This is a genomic window from Streptomyces sp. NPDC006551, from assembly GCF_040611675.1.
GTDB lineage: Bacteria > Actinomycetota > Actinomycetes > Streptomycetales > Streptomycetaceae > Streptomyces.
In genome coordinates this window covers 26,168-43,583 of sequence record NZ_JBEXOT010000054.1, presented here as the reverse complement: position 1 = coordinate 43,583, position 17,416 = coordinate 26,168, and the positions used below count along the sequence as shown (strand labels likewise).

General features: G+C 73.3%; 11 protein-coding genes. 8 read left to right on the top strand and 3 right to left on the bottom strand.

Going from position 1 to position 17,416, the window contains the following annotated elements; genetic code table 11:
• Positions 1-157: 157 nt before the first annotated feature.
• The 5 genes from ABZY12_RS30795 (at position 158) to moeZ (ending at position 6,125) form a co-directional block, all read left to right on the top strand.
• On the top strand, positions 158-1,798 hold the full coding sequence (locus ABZY12_RS30795; RefSeq protein WP_356896082.1) for a DUF3492 domain-containing protein: 1,641 nt from the start codon (positions 158-160) through the stop codon (positions 1,796-1,798).
• A 13-nt stretch (positions 1,799-1,811) separates the two neighbouring features.
• The gene (locus ABZY12_RS30790; RefSeq protein WP_356896080.1) at positions 1,812-3,020 is read left to right on the top strand and encodes a hypothetical protein; all 1,209 of its coding nucleotides are present in this window, start codon (positions 1,812-1,814) and stop codon (positions 3,018-3,020) included.
• Between the two features lie 172 nt (positions 3,021-3,192).
• Entirely contained in the window at positions 3,193-4,152 is a 960-nt protein-coding gene (locus ABZY12_RS30785; RefSeq protein WP_356896078.1) for an NAD-dependent epimerase/dehydratase family protein, read from the top strand.
• Positions 4,140-4,883: a spherulation-specific family 4 protein gene (locus tag ABZY12_RS30780; protein WP_356896076.1), complete on the top strand. Its 744-nt coding sequence runs from the start codon at positions 4,140-4,142 to the stop codon at positions 4,881-4,883. The genes ABZY12_RS30785 and ABZY12_RS30780 overlap by 13 nt, the downstream gene beginning before the upstream one ends.
• Before the next feature lie 63 nt (positions 4,884-4,946).
• Positions 4,947-6,125: an adenylyltransferase/sulfurtransferase MoeZ gene (moeZ, locus tag ABZY12_RS30775; protein WP_356896074.1), complete on the top strand. Its 1,179-nt coding sequence runs from the start codon at positions 4,947-4,949 to the stop codon at positions 6,123-6,125.
• A gap of 66 nt (positions 6,126-6,191) precedes the next feature.
• Here the strand turns inward: moeZ and ABZY12_RS30770 are convergent, their stop codons facing one another.
• The 3 genes from ABZY12_RS30770 to ABZY12_RS30760 all read right to left on the bottom strand — a co-directional run bounded on the left by ABZY12_RS30770 (position 6,192) and on the right by ABZY12_RS30760 (position 12,283).
• Positions 6,192-7,730, bottom strand: coding sequence for an alpha/beta hydrolase (locus ABZY12_RS30770; protein ID WP_356896072.1), 1,539 nt, complete (start codon positions 7,728-7,730; stop codon positions 6,192-6,194).
• 60 nt (positions 7,731-7,790) lie between these two features.
• On the bottom strand, positions 7,791-9,356 hold the full coding sequence (locus tag ABZY12_RS30765) for an alpha/beta hydrolase (RefSeq protein WP_356896070.1): 1,566 nt from the start codon (positions 9,354-9,356) through the stop codon (positions 7,791-7,793).
• Positions 9,357-9,619: 263 nt separating this feature from the next.
• Complete coding sequence (locus tag ABZY12_RS30760) at positions 9,620-12,283, bottom strand: flippase-like domain-containing protein (protein WP_356896088.1); 2,664 nt, start codon at positions 12,281-12,283, stop codon at positions 9,620-9,622.
• Between the two features lie 204 nt (positions 12,284-12,487).
• Here ABZY12_RS30760 and ABZY12_RS30755 point away from each other — a divergent pair, with 204 nt between their 5' ends.
• The 3 genes from ABZY12_RS30755 to ABZY12_RS30745 all read left to right on the top strand — a co-directional run bounded on the left by ABZY12_RS30755 (position 12,488) and on the right by ABZY12_RS30745 (position 17,371).
• Positions 12,488-12,871 (top strand): MGMT family protein, encoded by a 384-nt coding sequence (locus ABZY12_RS30755; RefSeq protein ID WP_356896068.1) that lies wholly within the window; start codon positions 12,488-12,490, stop codon positions 12,869-12,871.
• Between the two features lie 149 nt (positions 12,872-13,020).
• On the top strand, positions 13,021-16,443 hold the full coding sequence (locus tag ABZY12_RS30750; protein ID WP_356896066.1) for an ATP-dependent DNA helicase: 3,423 nt from the start codon (positions 13,021-13,023) through the stop codon (positions 16,441-16,443).
• A 109-nt stretch (positions 16,444-16,552) separates the two neighbouring features.
• Positions 16,553-17,371: a hypothetical protein gene (locus ABZY12_RS30745; RefSeq protein ID WP_356896064.1), complete on the top strand. Its 819-nt coding sequence runs from the start codon at positions 16,553-16,555 to the stop codon at positions 17,369-17,371.
• Positions 17,372-17,416 lie beyond the last annotated feature (45 nt).

Here is a 17,416-nt window from a genome sequence, read left to right as displayed (position 1 = left end):
TCGGTGGGGGGTTGTCTATTTCTCTTTCACCCCCCCCCCGGGGGTGGCCCTTCCACCCCCCCCCCCCCCCCCCACCGGCATATCCGCTTACGTTCTTCCCGCTGAAGCGTCGCCGGACCGAAGGCGGCGGCCGTCAAGGGAGATCGGGGGTGCACTCATGCGGATCGGACTGCTCACGGAGGGTGGCTACCCGTACGCCACGGGTGAGTCCAGGCTCTGGTGCGACCGGCTCGTGCGCGGGCTCGCCCCGCACGAGTTCGAGCTCTACGCCCTCAGCCGCAGCGCCCGCCAGGAGGACGGCGGCTGGGTCGACCTGCCCCCGCACGTCCGGCGCGTCCGCACCGCGCCCCTATGGGCCCCCGAGGACGACGGCCACAGTTACGGACGGCGCGACCGGCGGCTCTTCGAGGAACACTTCCGCGCCCTCGCCACCGGCCTCTGCGCCGAGCCGGACGACGGGGACGAGAACGGCGAGGAGTGCGCGGACGACTTCGCCGAAGGGCTCTACGGCCTCGCCGAACTCGCCCGCGAGCGCGGCGGACTCCACGCCGCCCTCCGCTCCGAACTCGCCGTCCGCACCCTCGAGTCCGCCTGCCGAGCCCCCGGCGCACGCCGCACCGTGGCCGCCGCCACCGTCCCGGACCACCTCGCCTTCGTGGACCAGCTGGAGCGCGCCCTGCGCCCGCTCTCGCTCGACTGGTACGGCGACGACGGGCTCGGCGCGGTCGACCTCTGCCACGCCGCCTCCGGCGGGACCGCGGCGCTGCCCGGCCTGTTGGCCAAACGCTTCTTCGGCACCCCGCTGCTGGTCACGGAGTACGGCGTACAACTGCGTGCGCACTACCTCACGGCGCCCGACGCGCCGCTCTCCGCGCCCGTCCGCGCCCTGCTCGCCGCCTTCCAGGGCCGGCTCGCCTCCGAGATCTACCGCCAGGCCGCGCTCCTCACGCCCGGCAACACCCACGCCCGCCGCTGGCAGGAGAGGTGCGGGGCCGACCGCGCCAAGATCCGCACGGTCTACCCCGGCATGGAGGCGGAGCGGTTCGCCGAGGTCGGTGAGGACGAGGAGAGCGGCGACCCGGCCACGCTCGTCTGGGTCGGCCGGGTCGAACCCGCCAAGGACCTGATCGCGCTGCTGCACGCCTTCGCCGAGGTGCGCAAGGCGCAGCCCGACGCCCGGCTGCGGATCATCGCCGCGCCGGTGCGGGAAGCGGGCGCCGAGGCGTACCTCGCGCACTGCAGGGGGCTCGCGGCCCAGCTCTTCCCCGACGAGGCCGCCGGGGCGCACGCCGTCGGCGAGAACCCGGTCGCCTTCGAGGAGATCGGCGGCCCGGAGGCGCCGACGCTCGCCGACGCGTACGGGGCGGGCGCGGTCGTGGTGCTCTCCAGCGTCGTCGAGGGCTTTCCGATCAGCCTGGTCGAGGCGATGTTCTGCGCCCGGGCGACGGTCTCGACGGACGTCGGCGCGGTCGTCGAGGTCATCGGCGGCACAGGGCTCGTCGTACCCCCGCGCAATCCGCGGGCGCTCGCCGACGCCTGCCTCGCGCTCCTGCGCGACCCGGAGCGCCGCTACCGCCTGGGCGCCGCCGCGCGCGCCCGCGCGCTCGAACTCTTCACGGTCGAGCAGAACCTGGCGGCGTTCCGCGGCATGTACCTGGAGCTCCTCTCCCACGCCCCGGTGCGCCGCCGCGCCGACGAGGGCGTTCCCTTCGGACACCCGGCGGAGGCGTACGTCCCCGGTGTCTGGGCGGATCAGCCGGTGACCGCGACCGCCGGCGCGGGAGACCACGATGCCTGAAGGAGGCACCCCCATGCGCGGCCCCGCCGCCCCCACGAGCCCCGGACCCTGGGACTCCCACTCCGAGGCGCTGCTCGAGGCGAAGGCCCTGACGACCGAGGAGCCGTCCGCCCCACAGGCCGACGGGCTCTCCAGGGGTCCGGCGGACTCCGCCACCCGCCCGCGGGCCGATGTCGCTCCCAGGCCCGCCCGGCGCGGGCCCGCCGACCCGGTCAAGGCGCTCATGCACCGGCATCGGGAGCTGTGCGAGCGGGCCGTCGACGCCTTGGAGATCGCGGCCGGGCTCGAGGCCCACGGAGTCACCGACCGGACCGCCGCGCGGTTCCGGCACCGGGACGTCTTCTCGCTCGCCGAGGAGCTGTACGTGCGCGTGCCCCGGGGCGGCGAGCCGCCCGCGCGCCCCGCGCGGGAGACCGGCGTGCGCGCCGGCTGGGCGGGGTGGACGCTGCGCGCCCTCGCGCCCGGGGCCGTCGCCGCCCTCGCCGCCGCAGGACTCGCTCTCACCGAAGGACCCGTGCGCCTCGCCGTCGGCGCGGCCGGGGTCCTCGGCCTGGCCGTCGCGCTCGCCGTCGCCGTCCGGCGCGGCCCCCTGCGCGCCGCCGGCCGCACCGTCCCCGCCGCCCGCGTCTGGACCCTCTGGCTCCTCGCGTACGCCGTCGGCGGGGACGGTCTTCTCCACGAGACGCTGACCGGCGGGCCCGACGAGACCTGGGACCTCACCCCCGGCCCGCTCGTCGGGCTCGCCCTCGCGGTCGCCCCCGGCGCCTGGTGCGCCCACCTCTTCGCCACCCGGGCCCGGCGCAGGCTCGCCGCCAGCCGGGGCCTGGAGGAGTTCGCCGCCGGCACGCGCCCCCTCCTGGTCGTCACCGTCGCGCTCCACACGGCCGCCGTGGCCGCCCTGCTGAGCCTGACCGGCTTCGCCTACGGCGCCCTCGCCCTCGGTGTCCTGCTGCTGCTCGCCCGGCTGCTCACCGTCCACGGCTTCCCGGAGGCCGCCGCGAACGGCCTCGCCGCCGCCTGCGCCGCGGAGGCGTTCGCCGTCGCGACCGTCCTGGCCGCGCGGATCCCCGGCCTCGACGTCCTCGCGGAGCCCGTCCGCACCCTCGTCGACCACTGGGGCCCCGGCGCCCTCCCCACCCTCGTCTGCGGCGCCGCGGCCGCGGGCCTCCTGGCCCGCGCCACCGTCGCCCTCTCGCGGGCCTCGGCCCATGCCACCCCCTAGCGCAGGCCCCGCTCGCCGATCTCCCCGATCGGCACGACCCCAGAACCCCGGCGCACCCGCGGAGCCGACGCCGCGGGCGCGCCCACCGCGCAGGACCCTCATCCCAAGGAGACGAAAGAGACATGACCTCCCAACACCCAGCAACGGCCGGTCGGCACGAAGGGGCCGCACGATGAGGGTGCTGCTGCTCGGAGCCAATGGATTCATCGGCCGTTTCGTCGCCGACCGGCTGCTCGCCGACCCGGCCGTCCACCTCACCGCCCTCGGGCGCGGCGACGACGCCGACGTACGGTTCGACCTCGCCGGCGGCAGCCCCGGCGCCCTGACCCGGTTCCTGGACGCCGTCCACCCGGGTGTCGTCGTGAACTGCGCCGGCGCCACCCGCGGCGGCGCCCGCGACCTGACCCGGCACAACACCGTCGCCGTCGCCACCGTCTGCGAGGCCCTGCGCCGCAGCGGCTGCGGCGCCCGGCTGGTCCAGCTCGGCTGCGCCTCCGAGTACGGGCCCTCGCAGCCCGGCTCGTCCACCGCCGAGGACGCCGTGCCCCGCCCCGGCGGCCCGTACGGCGTCTCCAAGCTCGCCGCGACCGAGCTGGTCCTCGGTTCCGGACTCGACGCCGTGGTGCTGCGGGTGTTCTCCCCGGTCGGCCCGGGCACCCCCGCGGGCTCCCCGCTCGGCCGCCTCGCCGAGGCCATGCGCCGGGCCATGCAGGCCGGCGACGGCGAGCTCAAGCTCAGCGGCCTCGGCGTGCAGCGCGACTTCGTCGACGTACGGGATGTGGCCCGCGCCGTCCACGCGGCCTCGCTCTCCGCCGCCCAGGGCGTCGTCAACATCGGCACCGGACGGGCGGTCAAACTCCGCGACGCCGCCGCCGTCCTCGCCCGGGTCGCCGGATACGCCGGAACCCTGCACGAACTCGACGGACCGCCGCAGCGGCCGGTCATCGGCGCGCCCCGCACCGAGACCATCGCCGAACAGCTGGCCGCCGCGCCCTACCCGTACCCCGACGGCTGTGGCGGCTGGCAGCAGGCCGACGTCCGCACCGCCCGCGACCGGCTCGGCTGGCGGCCGCGGATCAATCTCGAAGAGTCCCTCGCCGACATCTGGATGGAGGCGGCATGCCGCATCTGACGACGGGCACGACCGGGGCCGTACGGGAGATGGGCGTCGGCGTCCCCGGTTACGCCCATCCGCTGCTGGCCCCTGTGGAATGGGCCGAACTGACCCGCCCCGGCACCCCTCTGCACTGGGCCGTACTGAACGTCGCCCAGGGCCCCGGGGCCCGCCCCGACCCGCACTGCCTGGAAGCGGCCGGCAGGCTGCGGAACGCCGGGGTCAAGGTGCTCGGGCATCTGGACCTCCGCCACGGTTCCCGGGCCTTCGGCGAGATCGTCTCGGACGCCCACCGCTTCCTCGACTGGTACAAGGTCGACGGCTTCTACCTGGACCGCTGTCCCACGGACCGGGCGGACCTGCCCGAGGTGCGGCGGGTCGCGGCCACGCTGGAGGCGGTGCTCGACGGCGAGGCGCATCTCGTCCTGGGCCATGGCACCCAGCCGTACCCCGGCTATGCCGACGTCGCCGACCAGCTGGTCACCTTCTCCGGCCCCTGGGCGGATTACCGCTGGTCACAGGTGTCCGAGTGGACCGCCGACCATCCGCCGGAGAAGTTCGTCCATCTCGTCCACGGAGTGCCGCGCGGCCATCTCGACGAGGCGATGCGGATCGCCCGCTGGCAGGGCGCCGGGACGATCTTCTTCACCGACCGCGGTGGGCGGTCCGGACAAAACGACCCATTCCAAACACTGCCCGGCTACTGGGACGAAATCGTCTCGCGCATTGGACCAGGTGTCTCGGAATGAGAAGGGGCGTGGCAGTGTTACGGGGAGAACAACCGTACTGACATACCGACCAACGGAGCCCCCGTGTCGCTGCCACCCCTGGTCGAGCCGGCTGCCGAGCTCACCGTAGACGAGGTCCGCAGGTACTCCCGCCACCTGATCATCCCGGATGTCGGGATGGACGGGCAGAAGCGGCTGAAGAACGCCAAGGTGCTGTGTGTGGGCGCCGGTGGCCTCGGTTCGCCGGCCCTGATGTACCTCGCCGCGGCCGGCGTCGGCACGCTCGGCATCGTGGAGTTCGACGAGGTCGACGAGTCGAACCTGCAGCGTCAGATCATCCACAGCCAGGCGGACATCGGCCGGTCCAAGGCGGAGTCCGCGAAGGACTCGGTCCTCGGCATCAACCCGTACGTGAACGTGATCCTCCACGAAGAGCGGCTCGAGGCCGACAACGTGATGGACATCTTCAGCCAGTACGACCTGATCGTCGACGGCACCGACAACTTCGCCACGCGCTACCTGGTCAACGACGCCTGCGTACTGCTCAACAAGCCGTACGTCTGGGGTTCGATCTACCGCTTCGACGGCCAGGCCTCCGTCTTCTGGTCCGAGTACGGCCCCTGCTACCGCTGCCTCTACCCGGAGCCCCCGCCGCCGGGCATGGTCCCCTCCTGCGCCGAGGGCGGCGTCCTGGGCGTGCTCTGCGCGTCCATCGGCTCCATCCAGGTCACCGAGGCCATCAAGGTCCTCGCCGGTGTCGGCGACCCGCTGGTCGGCCGGCTGATGATCTACGACGCCCTGGAGATGCAGTACCGCCAGGTCAAGGTCCGCAAGGACCCGAACTGCGCCGTCTGCGGCGAGAACCCGACCGTCACCGAGCTCATCGACTACGAAGCCTTCTGCGGCGTCGTGTCCGAGGAGGCCCAGGAGGCGGCGCTCGGCTCGACGATCACTCCCAAGCAGCTCAAGGAGTGGATCGACGAGGGCGAGAACATCGACATCATCGATGTCCGGGAGATCAACGAGTACGAGATCGTCTCGATCCCCGGCGCGCGTCTGATCCCGAAGAACGAGTTCCTGATGGGCAACGCCCTCCAGGACCTGCCGCAGGACAAGCGGATCGTCCTGCATTGCAAGACGGGTGTACGCAGTGCGGAAGTCCTCGCGGTGCTCAAGTCCGCGGGCTTCGCGGACGCGGTGCACGTCGGCGGCGGCGTGATCGGCTGGGTCCACCAGATCGAGCCCGAGAAGCCGGTCTACTAGACCCGGAGAAGTGAGAAGGGCCCGGACCTGACATCAGGTCCGGGCCCTTCCTTTCTCCCACACGTCCTACGAGCAGGTCTTCCCGTACGCCGGGACCTTGCCGTCCAGCAGATACGCGTCGATCGTCTTCGTCACGCAGGACCCCGTGCCGTAGGCCCCGTGCCCCTCGCCCTTGTTGGTGACGAGGACGCCCACGCCCGTGCCCAGCTCCTTCGCCATCCGCTCGGCTCCCTCGTACGGCGTCGCAGGGTCACCCGTCGTGCCGACCACGAGGATCGGACCCGCGCCGGGCGCGCTCACGTCCATGTCGGTTCCCTCGCCCTTCACCGGCCAGCTCGCGCACCAGCCGGCCGTGTCCCAGGCCAGGAGCGGTCCGAAGACCGGCGACACCTCGCGGAACTCGGGAAGCAGCGCCCGCGCCTGTGCGACGGTCGGCCGTGCGGAGGAGTCGGCGCACGAGATCGCGCGCTGGGAGTGCGACTGGGTGGAGTAGTGCCCGGACTCGTCGCGGTCGTTGTACCAGTCCGCGAGCTGGAGGAGTTCGTCGCCGGACCCCTTCTCGGCCTGCTTCAGCGCCGACGTCAGCATGGGCCAGTTGCCCTTGGAGTAGAGCGTGATCGCGATGCCGGTGACCGCGAGACCCTCGGTCAGGCGGCGCTCACCGACCGGCAGCGGGCGGGCGTCGAGCCTCTTCAGCAGAGCGGCGATCCGCTGGGTGCCGGCCCTCGGGTCCTCACCCGTGCTCTTCAGATAGTTGTCCAGGGCCCGCTGGAAGCCCATCGCCTGGTTGCGCGCATGGCCCGCGGTGTCGGCGGTCGGGTCGACGACGGCGTCCAGAACGGTCCGGCCCACGTGGGACGGGAACAGGTGCGCGTAGGCGCCGCCGAGCTGCGTCCCGTACGAGATGCCGAAGTAGTTGAGCTTCGCGTCCCCCAGGACCTGCCGGATCAGATCGAGGTCGCGGGCCGTGTTGGAGGTCGTGGTGTGCCCGATGACCTTGCCCGAGCGGCGGGCGCAGCCGGCCCCGAAGGCGGCGCCGTCCCGCATGAAGGCGGCCTCCTCGGCCCCGGTGTCCGGAGACGGGTCCCACCGGGTCTCGGCCTCGGCCTGCTCCTTGTCGTCCCGGCACACGACACCGGCGCTGCGTCCGACGCCGCGCGGGTCGAAGCCGACCAGGTCGTAACTCCGGTTGAGCCCGCCGTACTCGGAGGCCGCGCGGGGGAGGATGTCGACACCGGAGGCGCCCGGGCCGCCGAAGTTGAAGAGGAGCGAGCCGATCCGGTCGCCCTTGGAGCGGGCCTCCTTGCGGATCAGCGCGATGGGGATCGTCTCACCGGAGGGCTTCGTGTAGTCGAGGGGCACCTTCACGGTCGCGCAGCGCCAGTCGGAGCCGGGCCTCTCGCCGCCCTCGGGGGCGGCGCAGGACTTCCAGTCGGGGCGCTGGGAGGTGAGCGAGGCGGGGAGGGCGGAGGACGAGTCCGGGGACGTGGCGCCGTCGGCGGACGGGGTCGTAGCGGGGGTGTCGGTGGTGGCTCCGGGGCTCGTGCAGCCGGCGACCAGCAGCCCGGTGACGGCAAGGACCGCCACCCGTATCCGTATGGACATGATCAACAAACCCCCGCGATCCAGGCCGGAAAACCGCCATCCTAGGCGTCGGTCCGTCCGCTACTTGCAGACGGTCCCCGAGGCCGGGACCTTGCCTTGCAGGAAGTACGCGTCGACCGCGCCCTGCACGCATTTGTCGCCGCTGTTGTAGGCGCCGTGGCGCGTGCCCTCGTACGTCAGCTCCACGCCGACGCCCTTGCCCAGCGCGTTCACCATCGCGCGGGCACCCGCGTACGGCGTCGCCGGATCGCCGGTGGTGCCCACCACGAGGATGGGGGCCGAGCCGGGGGCGGAGACGTCCGGGTGGTCCCAGGTGCCGGGGATCGGCCACTGCGAGCAGTTGGCCAGGGCCCAGCCCATGGAGTCGCCGAAGACGGGCGATGCCTCGCGGAACTCGGGGAGCCGCTCCTTGGCCTGTCCCAGGGTGTAGCGCTCCTTGAAGTCCACGCAGTTGATGGCCGTGTTCGCCGCCTGGATGTTGTTGTACCGGCCGTTCTGGTCCCGCCCGTTCATCGAGTCGGAGAGCGCGAGCAGCAGGCCGCCGTCGCCGCCGTCGGCCGCCTCCAGACCCTGTTCCAGGTACTGCCAGTACTCCTCGGTGTAGAGGGCCTGCACGATGCCGTTGGTGGCGAGGCTCTGGGTGAGCTTGCGCTCCCCGATGCCCCGGATCGGCTTCTTGTCGAGTTCGGCGAGGAGTCCGGTGATGAACGACTCGATCTCGGCCACGTTCGAGCCGGGCAGGGCGCACGCGTCGCCGCGGTCCACGCAGTCCTTCGCGAAGTTGTCGAGCGCGAGCTGGAAGCCCTTGGCCTGGCCGAGGGCGCCCGCCTCGGTGCCGGCGGTCGGGTCGACGACGGCGTCGAACAGGGCGCGGCCGACGTTCTTCGGGAACAGATGGGCGTACACCCCGCCCAGTTCCGTTCCGTAGGAGATGCCGAAGTAGTGGAACTTTTCGTCGCCGAGCACCTGGCGCATCAGGTCCATGTCCCGGGCGGCGTTCGCGGTGCCGACATGGGGGAGCAAGGCGCCGGACTCTCTCTCGCAGCCGCTCGCGTACTTCTTCTGCGCGTCGGAGAGGGTCCGTTCCTCGGCGGTGTCGTCGGGTGTGAAGTCCAGGGAGTAGTAGGCGTCCAGTTCCCGGTCGGTCGCGCACTCGACGCCCTGGCTCCGGCCGACGCCCCGGGGGTCGAAGGAGACCAGGTCGTAGCGGGAACGGAGGTTCTCGTAGGCCGGGGCGAAGGACGGCAGACCGGTGAGGCCGGAGCCGCCGGGGCCGCCGAAGTTGTAGATGAGCGAGCCGATCCGGTTGCTCCGGTCGCGGGCCCGGGCGCGGATCAGGGCGAGCTCGATGGTCTCGCCGTCGGGCTCGGCGTAGTCGAGGGGCGCTTCCATGAAGGCGCACTCCCAGGAGGCGCCCCCGGGGAGGGGCGAGGGGCTGGTGCCGCCGCCCCCGGTGGCGGGTCGACAAGGTCCCCACTCCAGCTGCTGCGACGCGAACCGGGCGAGCCCGGTGGTGGTGGGCGTCTCCGGCGCGGCGGCCTCGTCCCCGCCGTCCGTGCAGCCGGCGGCGAGCAGCACGGCGGAGACGGTGAACAGGGCGGCACGCTGCGCGGCGGAGATCGGCATACAGCCATCGTGTGCCGGGCGCGGCCGCCCCGCGCGGGCGCATGGGCCACGCGGGTGGCGGTACGGGAGGGGCGGGGAGGCGCTCCAGGGCTGGGCCCCGGGGGCGCGGTCCCGCTCGGGCCCTGGTGTCCCGCCCGGGCCCGGGCCGCGTCCGGGTGCGGTGCTCGCCGACCTGACGGGCACGACCGTCCAGCCCTGGCCGGCCACTGTCCGCAGCAGCGTTCCCGCCGAGGCCCCGCCCGGCCCGGTGCCCCGTCCGGCCCTTAGAGCGCGCCCCGCTTCGTCAGCCAGTTGAAGCAGAGCCAGCCCGGCAGGACGGGCAGCCACAGCGTCAGCAGGCGGTAGAGCAGCACCGCCGGGGTCGCGACCTCCAGCGGGAGGCCGACCGCCACCAGGCCGAACGTCAGCGCGCCCTCGACCGCGCCGACACCGCCCGGCGTCGGCGCCGCCGAGCCGAGCGCGTTGCCGGCGAGGAAGACGACCGCCACGCTCGCGTAGCTGATCCCCTGGCTGTCGTGTCCGAACGCGCGGATCGAGGCGTCGAGGCAGAGCACGAAGAAACCGGTCAGGAGCAGCATGCCGCCGATGCCCGTGATCAGTTTCATCGGCCGCTGCAGCACGTCCAGCATGCGCGGCACCACACCCGCGAAGAGCGACCGCAGCCGGGTCGAGACGAACTTCCGCATGAACGGGATCGCGGTGACCACGAGGACCAGGACCGCCACCGTCAGCAGACCGGCGATGACCGTCCTCGACGGGGTGAAGGACTGAGACTTCTCCGTACCGGTCAGATAGCCGAAGGCGAGCAGCAGCATGATGTGCGCCCCCAGGCCGAACAGCTGCGAGGCGCCGACGCTCGCCACCGCGAGCCCCGGTCGCACTCCCGAGCGCTGGAGGAACCGGGTGTTCAGCGCGACACCGCCCACCGCCGCCGGGGCGACGATCTTCACGAACGAGCCGGCGACCTGCGCGACCACCGTCCGCCAGAACCCCACCCGTTCCGGTACGAAGCCGAGCAGGCTCATCGCCGCCGCCACATAGCTCAGCGCCGAGAACAGCACCGCCGCCGCCACCCAGCGCCAGTCGGCCTGGCTGATGGTGGACAGCGGCGTACGGGCGATCTGCGAGAGCAGGAAGTACGCGGCGACGGCGCCGGCGATCAGACTCACCAGGGTGCGCGGCTTGATCCGCTCCAGGCGGACCGGCTCGACGGGCGCCTGAGGCCGGATCAGCAGCACCTGCTGGCGGATCTGCGCGAGGAGATCCTCCTCGCGGGCCTCGTCGAGCGCCTCGCCGAGGGCCCGCTTCTCGGCCTGCTTCTCCGCCCTCTCGATCCTCCGGTCCGACTTGCGGTCGATCTTCGCCTCGCCCTCGGCGGTGGCGGCCTCCACGCGCTCCCGCTTCGCCGCCTCCGAGGCTTCGAGGACGGCCTCGCGCTCCCGCTTCGACCGGTCCCTGGCCATTTTCCGGAGCGTCGCGCGCGTGGAGCGGCTCAGCGCGATCGGCTGGAGGAGGGGGAGACAGTCGGCGATCGCGTCCGGGCCGAGGACCTCCACGGCCGTGGCCACCGCCCGCTCGGCGCCGATCCGCAGACCGAGGGTGGTGAGCAGCTGGGCGATGTCCATCCGCAGGACCAGATCGCCCGCGGCGATCTCACCGCCCCGCAGATCCGTCAGGATCACCTTGCCGGAACGATCCACCAGAATCGCGTCCCCCGCGAGCCTCCGGTGCGCGATCCGGCGTGACTGCAGGGCCCGTACCTGATGCCAGGCGCTGCGCACCAGCTCGTCGGTGATCTCCTTGTCCTCCAGCGAGTCCAGGGTCCGGCCACCCAGGTGCTCGTACACGAGCATCACGGCGTCGGGGCCGAGCTCGGAGGTGGCGATCAGCTTCGGCGCGTTGGCGCCGGCGGCGATCGCCGCGTACGCGAGGAGGGCCTCCTGCTCCAGCGCCTGGCGCAGCGAGACGATCGAGCGGCGGGTGGTGATGGCGCGCAGCGTCAGCCGGCGCCACGCGCGGTAGAAGAACCCGTGCGCCTGCTGCTCGCGGTCGACGACCGTGACGTCGAGCGGCGGTCCGTCCTCCAGCGTCACGATGTAGCGGCGGCCCCGGTCGCCGGTGTCCGCGGAGTCCGGGACGCCCTCCGCGCGCATGGCCGTGACCGGCCGGAAGCCGACCCTGCGCAGGCCGGCGAGCAGTGTCTGGCCGGTGGGCCGGACGTTGGGGGAGCCGACCGCGTACAGCGTTCCGTACGCCACGGTCCAGCCGATGAGGACGGTCAGGATGATGGAGAAGGCGGTGGTGTAGCCGGCCACCAGCATCGTGAACGCGTCGAGCAGCAGGACCGCCCACAGCACCACCCGCCAGCGGGGCCTGCGGGCCATGCCGACCGCGGTCATGTACGCGATGACGGGCGCGAGGTAGTTGTGCACCGGGTCGGTGAGACCGCCCCCGGCCTGCGGCTGGGTGAGCGCGTCCTGGATGGTGCCGGGCGCGGCCTTGGCGACCCAGAGGTCCGTGGCGAGGGTGACACCGTGGGCGAGGACGGCGGCGAGGACGCCGTCGGCGATCCGCAGCCCGTCGCGTTTGATCAGCCGCTCGATGGCGAAGGCGACCGGTACGAGCAGCACGGCGATGCTGGAGACCAGGCCGGCGATCTTGACGAAGAGGTCGGGGGCGCCGCCCGCGCCCTTGTTGATGTCCTGCTCCAGGCCGGAGGTGGTGCCGTGGGCGAAGGCGGCGATGGCGATGACGACGGCGATGGCGAGGACACCGACGAGGAGCCGCATGAGGTCGGAGGGCCGGTGCACACGCGCGGCGAGCAGGGGCTCGTCGACGGAGACGCGTTCGCTGGGTTCTCCGTCGGAGGCGGGCACGCCGGGGTGAGCCCCCTCCTCCGGAGGCTGAGCGTCGTGCCCCATCACCATGTCCGTCTCTGCTTGTGCCACTTTTACCACTTGCGCGGCTTGTCCGTCTTGTTCGTTCCGGGCGTCCCGGTCGCCGTGCTCGACTCGGTGCTCTTGTCGCCCTTGGTCTCGTATCACCAGTCACCGCCCGCACGATGGTGGCACGAAGCGGGGCCCGACGGAGGCATCAGGGGGTTGTCGGTGCGGTGAGGCAGGATGGTCCGGATGAGCGCCGAGGAACCTGAGGATCTTCCCGCGGAGCCTCCCGCGGAACCCGCCGCGGAACTTCCCCCGTACGCGGAACGGGTGCTGGACGTCGCCGAGCTGATCCCGCCGGGCCGGGTGATGACCTACGGCGACGTGGCCGAATGGCTGGACGAGGGCGGGCCACGCCAGGTCGGCCGCGTGATGGCCCTGTACGGCGGTGCGGTGCCGTGGTGGCGCGTCGTGCGCGCCGACGGCACGCTGCTGCCCGGCCACGAGCTGCGCGCGCTCGGCCACTACCGCGACGAGGGGACGCCGCTGCGCGAGGCGGGGCGCGCCGCCGAGGGGCATCTGCCGAAGCTCGACATGCGGCGGGCGCGGTGGGATGGCGGACCTCACACGTGACAGCTTCTGCCAGGGCACGACCGGGCCGGCGGCAGCAGGGCCGTACGGAGTACGACTCGGACGCCGTTCGTATCCCGTAACGTCGTCGTTCGTCCCGTACGGGTCTCCCTTCAGCACCAGCACACCATCCACCAGGACCGGCGATCCACGTGAGTACCTCCTCCACCACCCGACGTACGCGGCGGGCCCACGGCGCGTACCGGCTGGTGCGTACCGCGCCGGCCCCGGTGGATCCCCCTCTGCTGGACGCAGCACAGCGGGAAGTGGTTGACCACGCCGGCGGACCTCTGCTCGTCCTGGCCGGACCGGGCACCGGGAAGACGACGACCTTGGTGGAGGCGGTCGCGGCCCGCATCGAGAAGGGAGCGGACCCGGAGCGGATCCTGGTCCTCACCTTCAGCCGCAAGGCGGCGGTGGAACTGCGCGACCGGATGGCGGCGCGACTCGGGGGCGCTCGGCCGCCGCAGGCGACGACCTTCCACTCGTACTGCTACGCCCTGATCCGCGCCCATCAGGACGCCGACCTGTTCGCGGAGCCGCTGCGCCTGCTGTCGGGACCCGAGCAGGATCTCGCGGTACGGGAGCTGCTCGCGGGCCAGATCGACTTGGAGAAGGCGGGCCTGGGCCGGGTCCGATGGCCCGACGAACTGCGGGCCTGCCTGACGACACGCGGCTTCGCCGACGAGGTGAGGGCCGTCCTCGCGCGCTCCCGGGAGCTCGGGCTCTCGCCCGGGGCGCTCGGGGAGTTCGCCCAGCGGGTCGGGCGGCCGGACTGGAAGGCGGCGGCCGGGTTCCTCGCGGAGTACCTGGACGTCCTGGATCTGCAGGGGGTCCTCGACTACACGGAGCTGGTGCACCGAGCGGTCCTGCTCGCGGAGCGCGTGACGCTGCCCGAGTACGACGCGGTCTTCGTCGACGAGTACCAGGACACCGACCCGGCACAGGTCCGTCTCCTCGAAGCCCTGGCGGGCGGTTCGACAGGGGCCGCCCGAAGGGCGTCCGTGAGGGGCGGTGGTCGGGCGACGGGCGGGCGCACGGTGGTCGCCTTCGGCGACCCCGACCAGTCGATCTACGCGTTCCGGGGAGCCGACGTCAACGGCATCCTGGACTTCCCCGACACCTTCCGCGGGCCGGACGGCCGGCCCGCGGACGTCCGAGTCCTGACCACCTCCCGCCGCTCCGGCGCCGGCCTGCTGGCGGCGACCCGGCTCCTCACCCAGCGCATGCCCCTGCCCCGGCTGCCCGCCGACAAGGTGCGCGCCCACCGCGACCTGGCGGCGGTGCGGGGCGGGGGGCGCGTGGAGACGTACACCTACCCGACCGCCTCCACCGAGCTCGACAACATCGCCGACCTCCTGCGCCGGGCCCACCTCGAAGACGGCGTCCCCTGGCACGCCATGGCCGTCCTCGTCCGCGCCCGCACTCCGATCCCGGTCCTGCGCCGCGCCCTGACCTCGGCGGGCGTCCCCCTCGAAACCGACAGCGCCGACACCCCCCTCCGCCATGAACCGGCGGTCGCCCCCCTCCTGCTGGCCCTCCGCGCGGCGGCGACGGCGACCCCGACGGAGAACGAGCGGGCGGACGGTGTCCCCGAAGGGGACGGGGAGGCCGAGACGGCGACGGAGAGCGGTGGGGCCGCCGGTGGGGCCGCCGCCGGTGGGACCGCCGGGGCCGGCCACGGCGGTTCGGTCGCCGCGGGCTGGCTCGATGCCGAGACCGCGCTCGCCCTGCTCGGCTCGCCGCTCGCCGGGATGGACCCCGCCGACCTCCGGCGGCTCGGGCGGGCCCTGCGCGACGAGGAGCGGGCCGGCGGCAACAACGTGCCGCCCCCCTCCGACGTGCTGCTCACCCGTGCCCTCGCCGAGCCCGAGCGGCTCGCTGCCCACGACCAGTCCTACGCCCGGGGCGCCAAGCGCCTCGGCGACCTCCTGAGGCAGGCCCGCGCCCGCCTCGCCGCCGGCGGCACCGCCGAAGAGGCCCTCTGGCTCCTGTGGAACGGCACCCCCTGGCCCGGCCGCCTCGAGCGCGCCGCCCTGCGCGGCGGCGCCGCCGGGCGCAACGCCGACCGCGACCTCGACGCCGTCTGCGCCCTGTTCGAGGCCGCCGCCCGCGCCGAGGACCGCGTCGGCGGCCGCGGCGCCCTCAACTTCCTCGAAGAGCTCGACGCCCAGGACATCGCCGCCGACACCCTCTCCAAGCGGCAAGCCCGCCCCGACGCCGTCCGTCTCATGACCGCCCACCGCTCCAAGGGCCTGGAGTGGAGCCTGGTCGTCGTCCCCGGCGTCCAGGAGGGCCTCTGGCCCGATCTGCGCCGCCGCGGCTCCCTCCTGGAAGCCGACCGCATCGGCCGCGACGGCCTCGCCGAACCCCTCACCCCCGGCGCCCTCCTCGCCGAGGAGCGCCGCCTCTTCTACGTCGCCGCCACCCGCGCCCGCGACCGCCTGGTCGTCACCGCCGTCAAGGCCCCCGCCGAGGACGGCGACCAGCCCTCCCGCTTCCTCACCGAACTCGGCACCGAACCCAAGGACGTCGCCGGCCGCCCCCGCCGCCCCCTCGCCGTCGCCGCGCTCGTCGCCGAACTCCGCGCCACGACCGTCGACCCGGCCGCCTCCGACGCGCTCCGCACCGCCGCCGCCGAACGCCTCGCCCACCTCGCCGCCCTCACCGACGACGACGGGCAGCCGCTGGTGCCGGCCGCGCACCCGGACCGCTGGTGGGGCCTGTTCGAGCCGACGCACAGCACCGTCCCCCTCCGCGACCGAGACCGCCCCGTCACCCTCTCCGGCTCCGCGCTCGACCAGCTCGCCAACACCTGCGCCCTCCAGTGGTTCCTCGGCCGCGAGGTCAAGGCGGACGCACCCGCCACCGCCGCCCAGGGCTTCGGCAACGTCGTCCACGTCCTCGCCGACGAGGTCGCCTCCGGCCGCACGCCCGCCGACCTCGACGTCCTGATGGCACGCCTCGACTCCGTCTGGGACGGCCTCGCCTTCGACGCCCCCTGGAAGTCCGCCCAGGAGAAGGAGCACGCGCGCGTGGCGCTGGAAAGGTTCCTGCGCTGGCACGTCATGGACCGCGGCGGCCGCACCCCGGCCGCCACCGAGCACGACTTCGACGTCACCCTCGAAGCCGGTGAGTACGAGGTCCGGATCCGCGGCTCCATGGACCGTGTCGAGGCCGACGAGCACGGCCGTGCCTACGTCGTCGACTTCAAGACCGGCAAGTCCGCCCCCACCCGTGACGAGGTGGCCCACCACCCCCAGCTCGCCGTCTACCAGCTCGCGGTACGCGAAGGAGCCGTCGACGAGGTCTTCGACGGCCGCCGCCCGTCCCCCGGCGGCGCCGAACTCGTACAGCTGCGCCAGCCGGCCCCCAAGAAGGAGGGCGGAGACGCGCTGCCCAAGATCCAGGCGCAGGAGCCCCTGGCGGGGGAGTGGGTCGGCGACCTGCTGGCCACCGCGGCCGGCCGCGTCCTGGACGAGCGCTTCACCCCCTCCACCGGCCAGCACTGCACCCACTGCGCTTTCCGCGCCTCGTGCAGCGCCCAGCCGGAGGGCCGCCACATCGTCGAGTGAGCCACGGCACGGCACGCCCCGGCGGACCGGCGGACAGGACCCGAATGGAGTAGCGGGAGCGCGCCCGGCGGTCCAGGCTGGTACGTGGGGCACACGCGAGGAGGGCCCTATGCGATCCCATCGGAAGCTCCGGGCCGCGACCGTCGTCTGCGCGGCCGTGATCGCGGGCGCCGCTCCGGCCGGGTGGGCCGCGGCGACCCCCGCGCCCTCGGACGTACGGATCGTGGCCGTCGCGCCGTCGCCCGACCCGTTCAGAGGTCTGAGCGCCGATGAGATCGGCGACCGGGCCGTCACCGCCACCCAGTCCGCGACCTCCCTGCGGATGGCCGGCCGGGTCACGTCGGACGGACAGCCGGTGGACATCGACCTCGCGCTCAACGACAAGAACGAGTGCACGGGACAGATGAAGATCAAGGGAGGCACCGCCGACCTGCGGCAGGCCGCCAAGATCACGTACTTGAAGGGCGACGAGCCCTTCTGGCGTGCCTCGACGGCCTCCCAGGGGTTGCCGCAGCAGCGGGTCGACGCCACCGTCGAACTTCTGAAGGACCGCTGGCTGAAGATCACTCCGGGGCAGGAGGGCAGCAGCGACCTGAGCGGGGTCTGTGACCTCAAGAAGCTGCTCGACGACATGGGCGACGACGCCTCCGAACGCAAGGGGCTGACCAGAGGGCCGGACGCCGAGGTCGACGGGACCCCCGTCGCCACGGTCCTGAAGAAGAAGCCCGGCGGGGAGACGACCACGGTGTCCGTCTCCCAGGAGGGCAAGCCCCACATCCTCAAGATGGTCAAGACGGGCGGCGACGAGCCGGGGTCGATCGTCCTCTCCGACTACGACAAGCCCGTGAAGGTCGTCGTACCGCCGGCGAACGAGACGCTGGACGTCTCCAAGCTGAACCCGAGCACCGGGCTGAACGCCTCGACCTGAACGCCTCCGCCCGGACACCTCCGCCCGAACGCCTCCGCCCGGACA

Coding starts and splice junctions, on each gene's coding strand:
- ABZY12_RS30795 (WP_356896082.1), top strand. CDS start 158: ATGCGGATCGGACTGCTCACGGAGGGTGGCTACCCGTACGCCACGGGT.
- ABZY12_RS30790 (WP_356896080.1), top strand. CDS start 1,812: ATGCGCGGCCCCGCCGCCCCCACGAGCCCCGGACCCTGGGACTCCCAC.
- ABZY12_RS30785 (WP_356896078.1), top strand. CDS start 3,193: ATGAGGGTGCTGCTGCTCGGAGCCAATGGATTCATCGGCCGTTTCGTC.
- ABZY12_RS30780 (WP_356896076.1), top strand. CDS start 4,140: ATGCCGCATCTGACGACGGGCACGACCGGGGCCGTACGGGAGATGGGC.
- ABZY12_RS30770 (WP_356896072.1), bottom strand. CDS start 7,730: ATGTCCATACGGATACGGGTGGCGGTCCTTGCCGTCACCGGGCTGCTG.
- ABZY12_RS30765 (WP_356896070.1), bottom strand. CDS start 9,356: ATGCCGATCTCCGCCGCGCAGCGTGCCGCCCTGTTCACCGTCTCCGCC.
- ABZY12_RS30760 (WP_356896088.1), bottom strand. CDS start 12,283: ATGGTGATGGGGCACGACGCTCAGCCTCCGGAGGAGGGGGCTCACCCC.
- ABZY12_RS30755 (WP_356896068.1), top strand. CDS start 12,488: ATGAGCGCCGAGGAACCTGAGGATCTTCCCGCGGAGCCTCCCGCGGAA.
- ABZY12_RS30745 (WP_356896064.1), top strand. CDS start 16,553: ATGCGATCCCATCGGAAGCTCCGGGCCGCGACCGTCGTCTGCGCGGCC.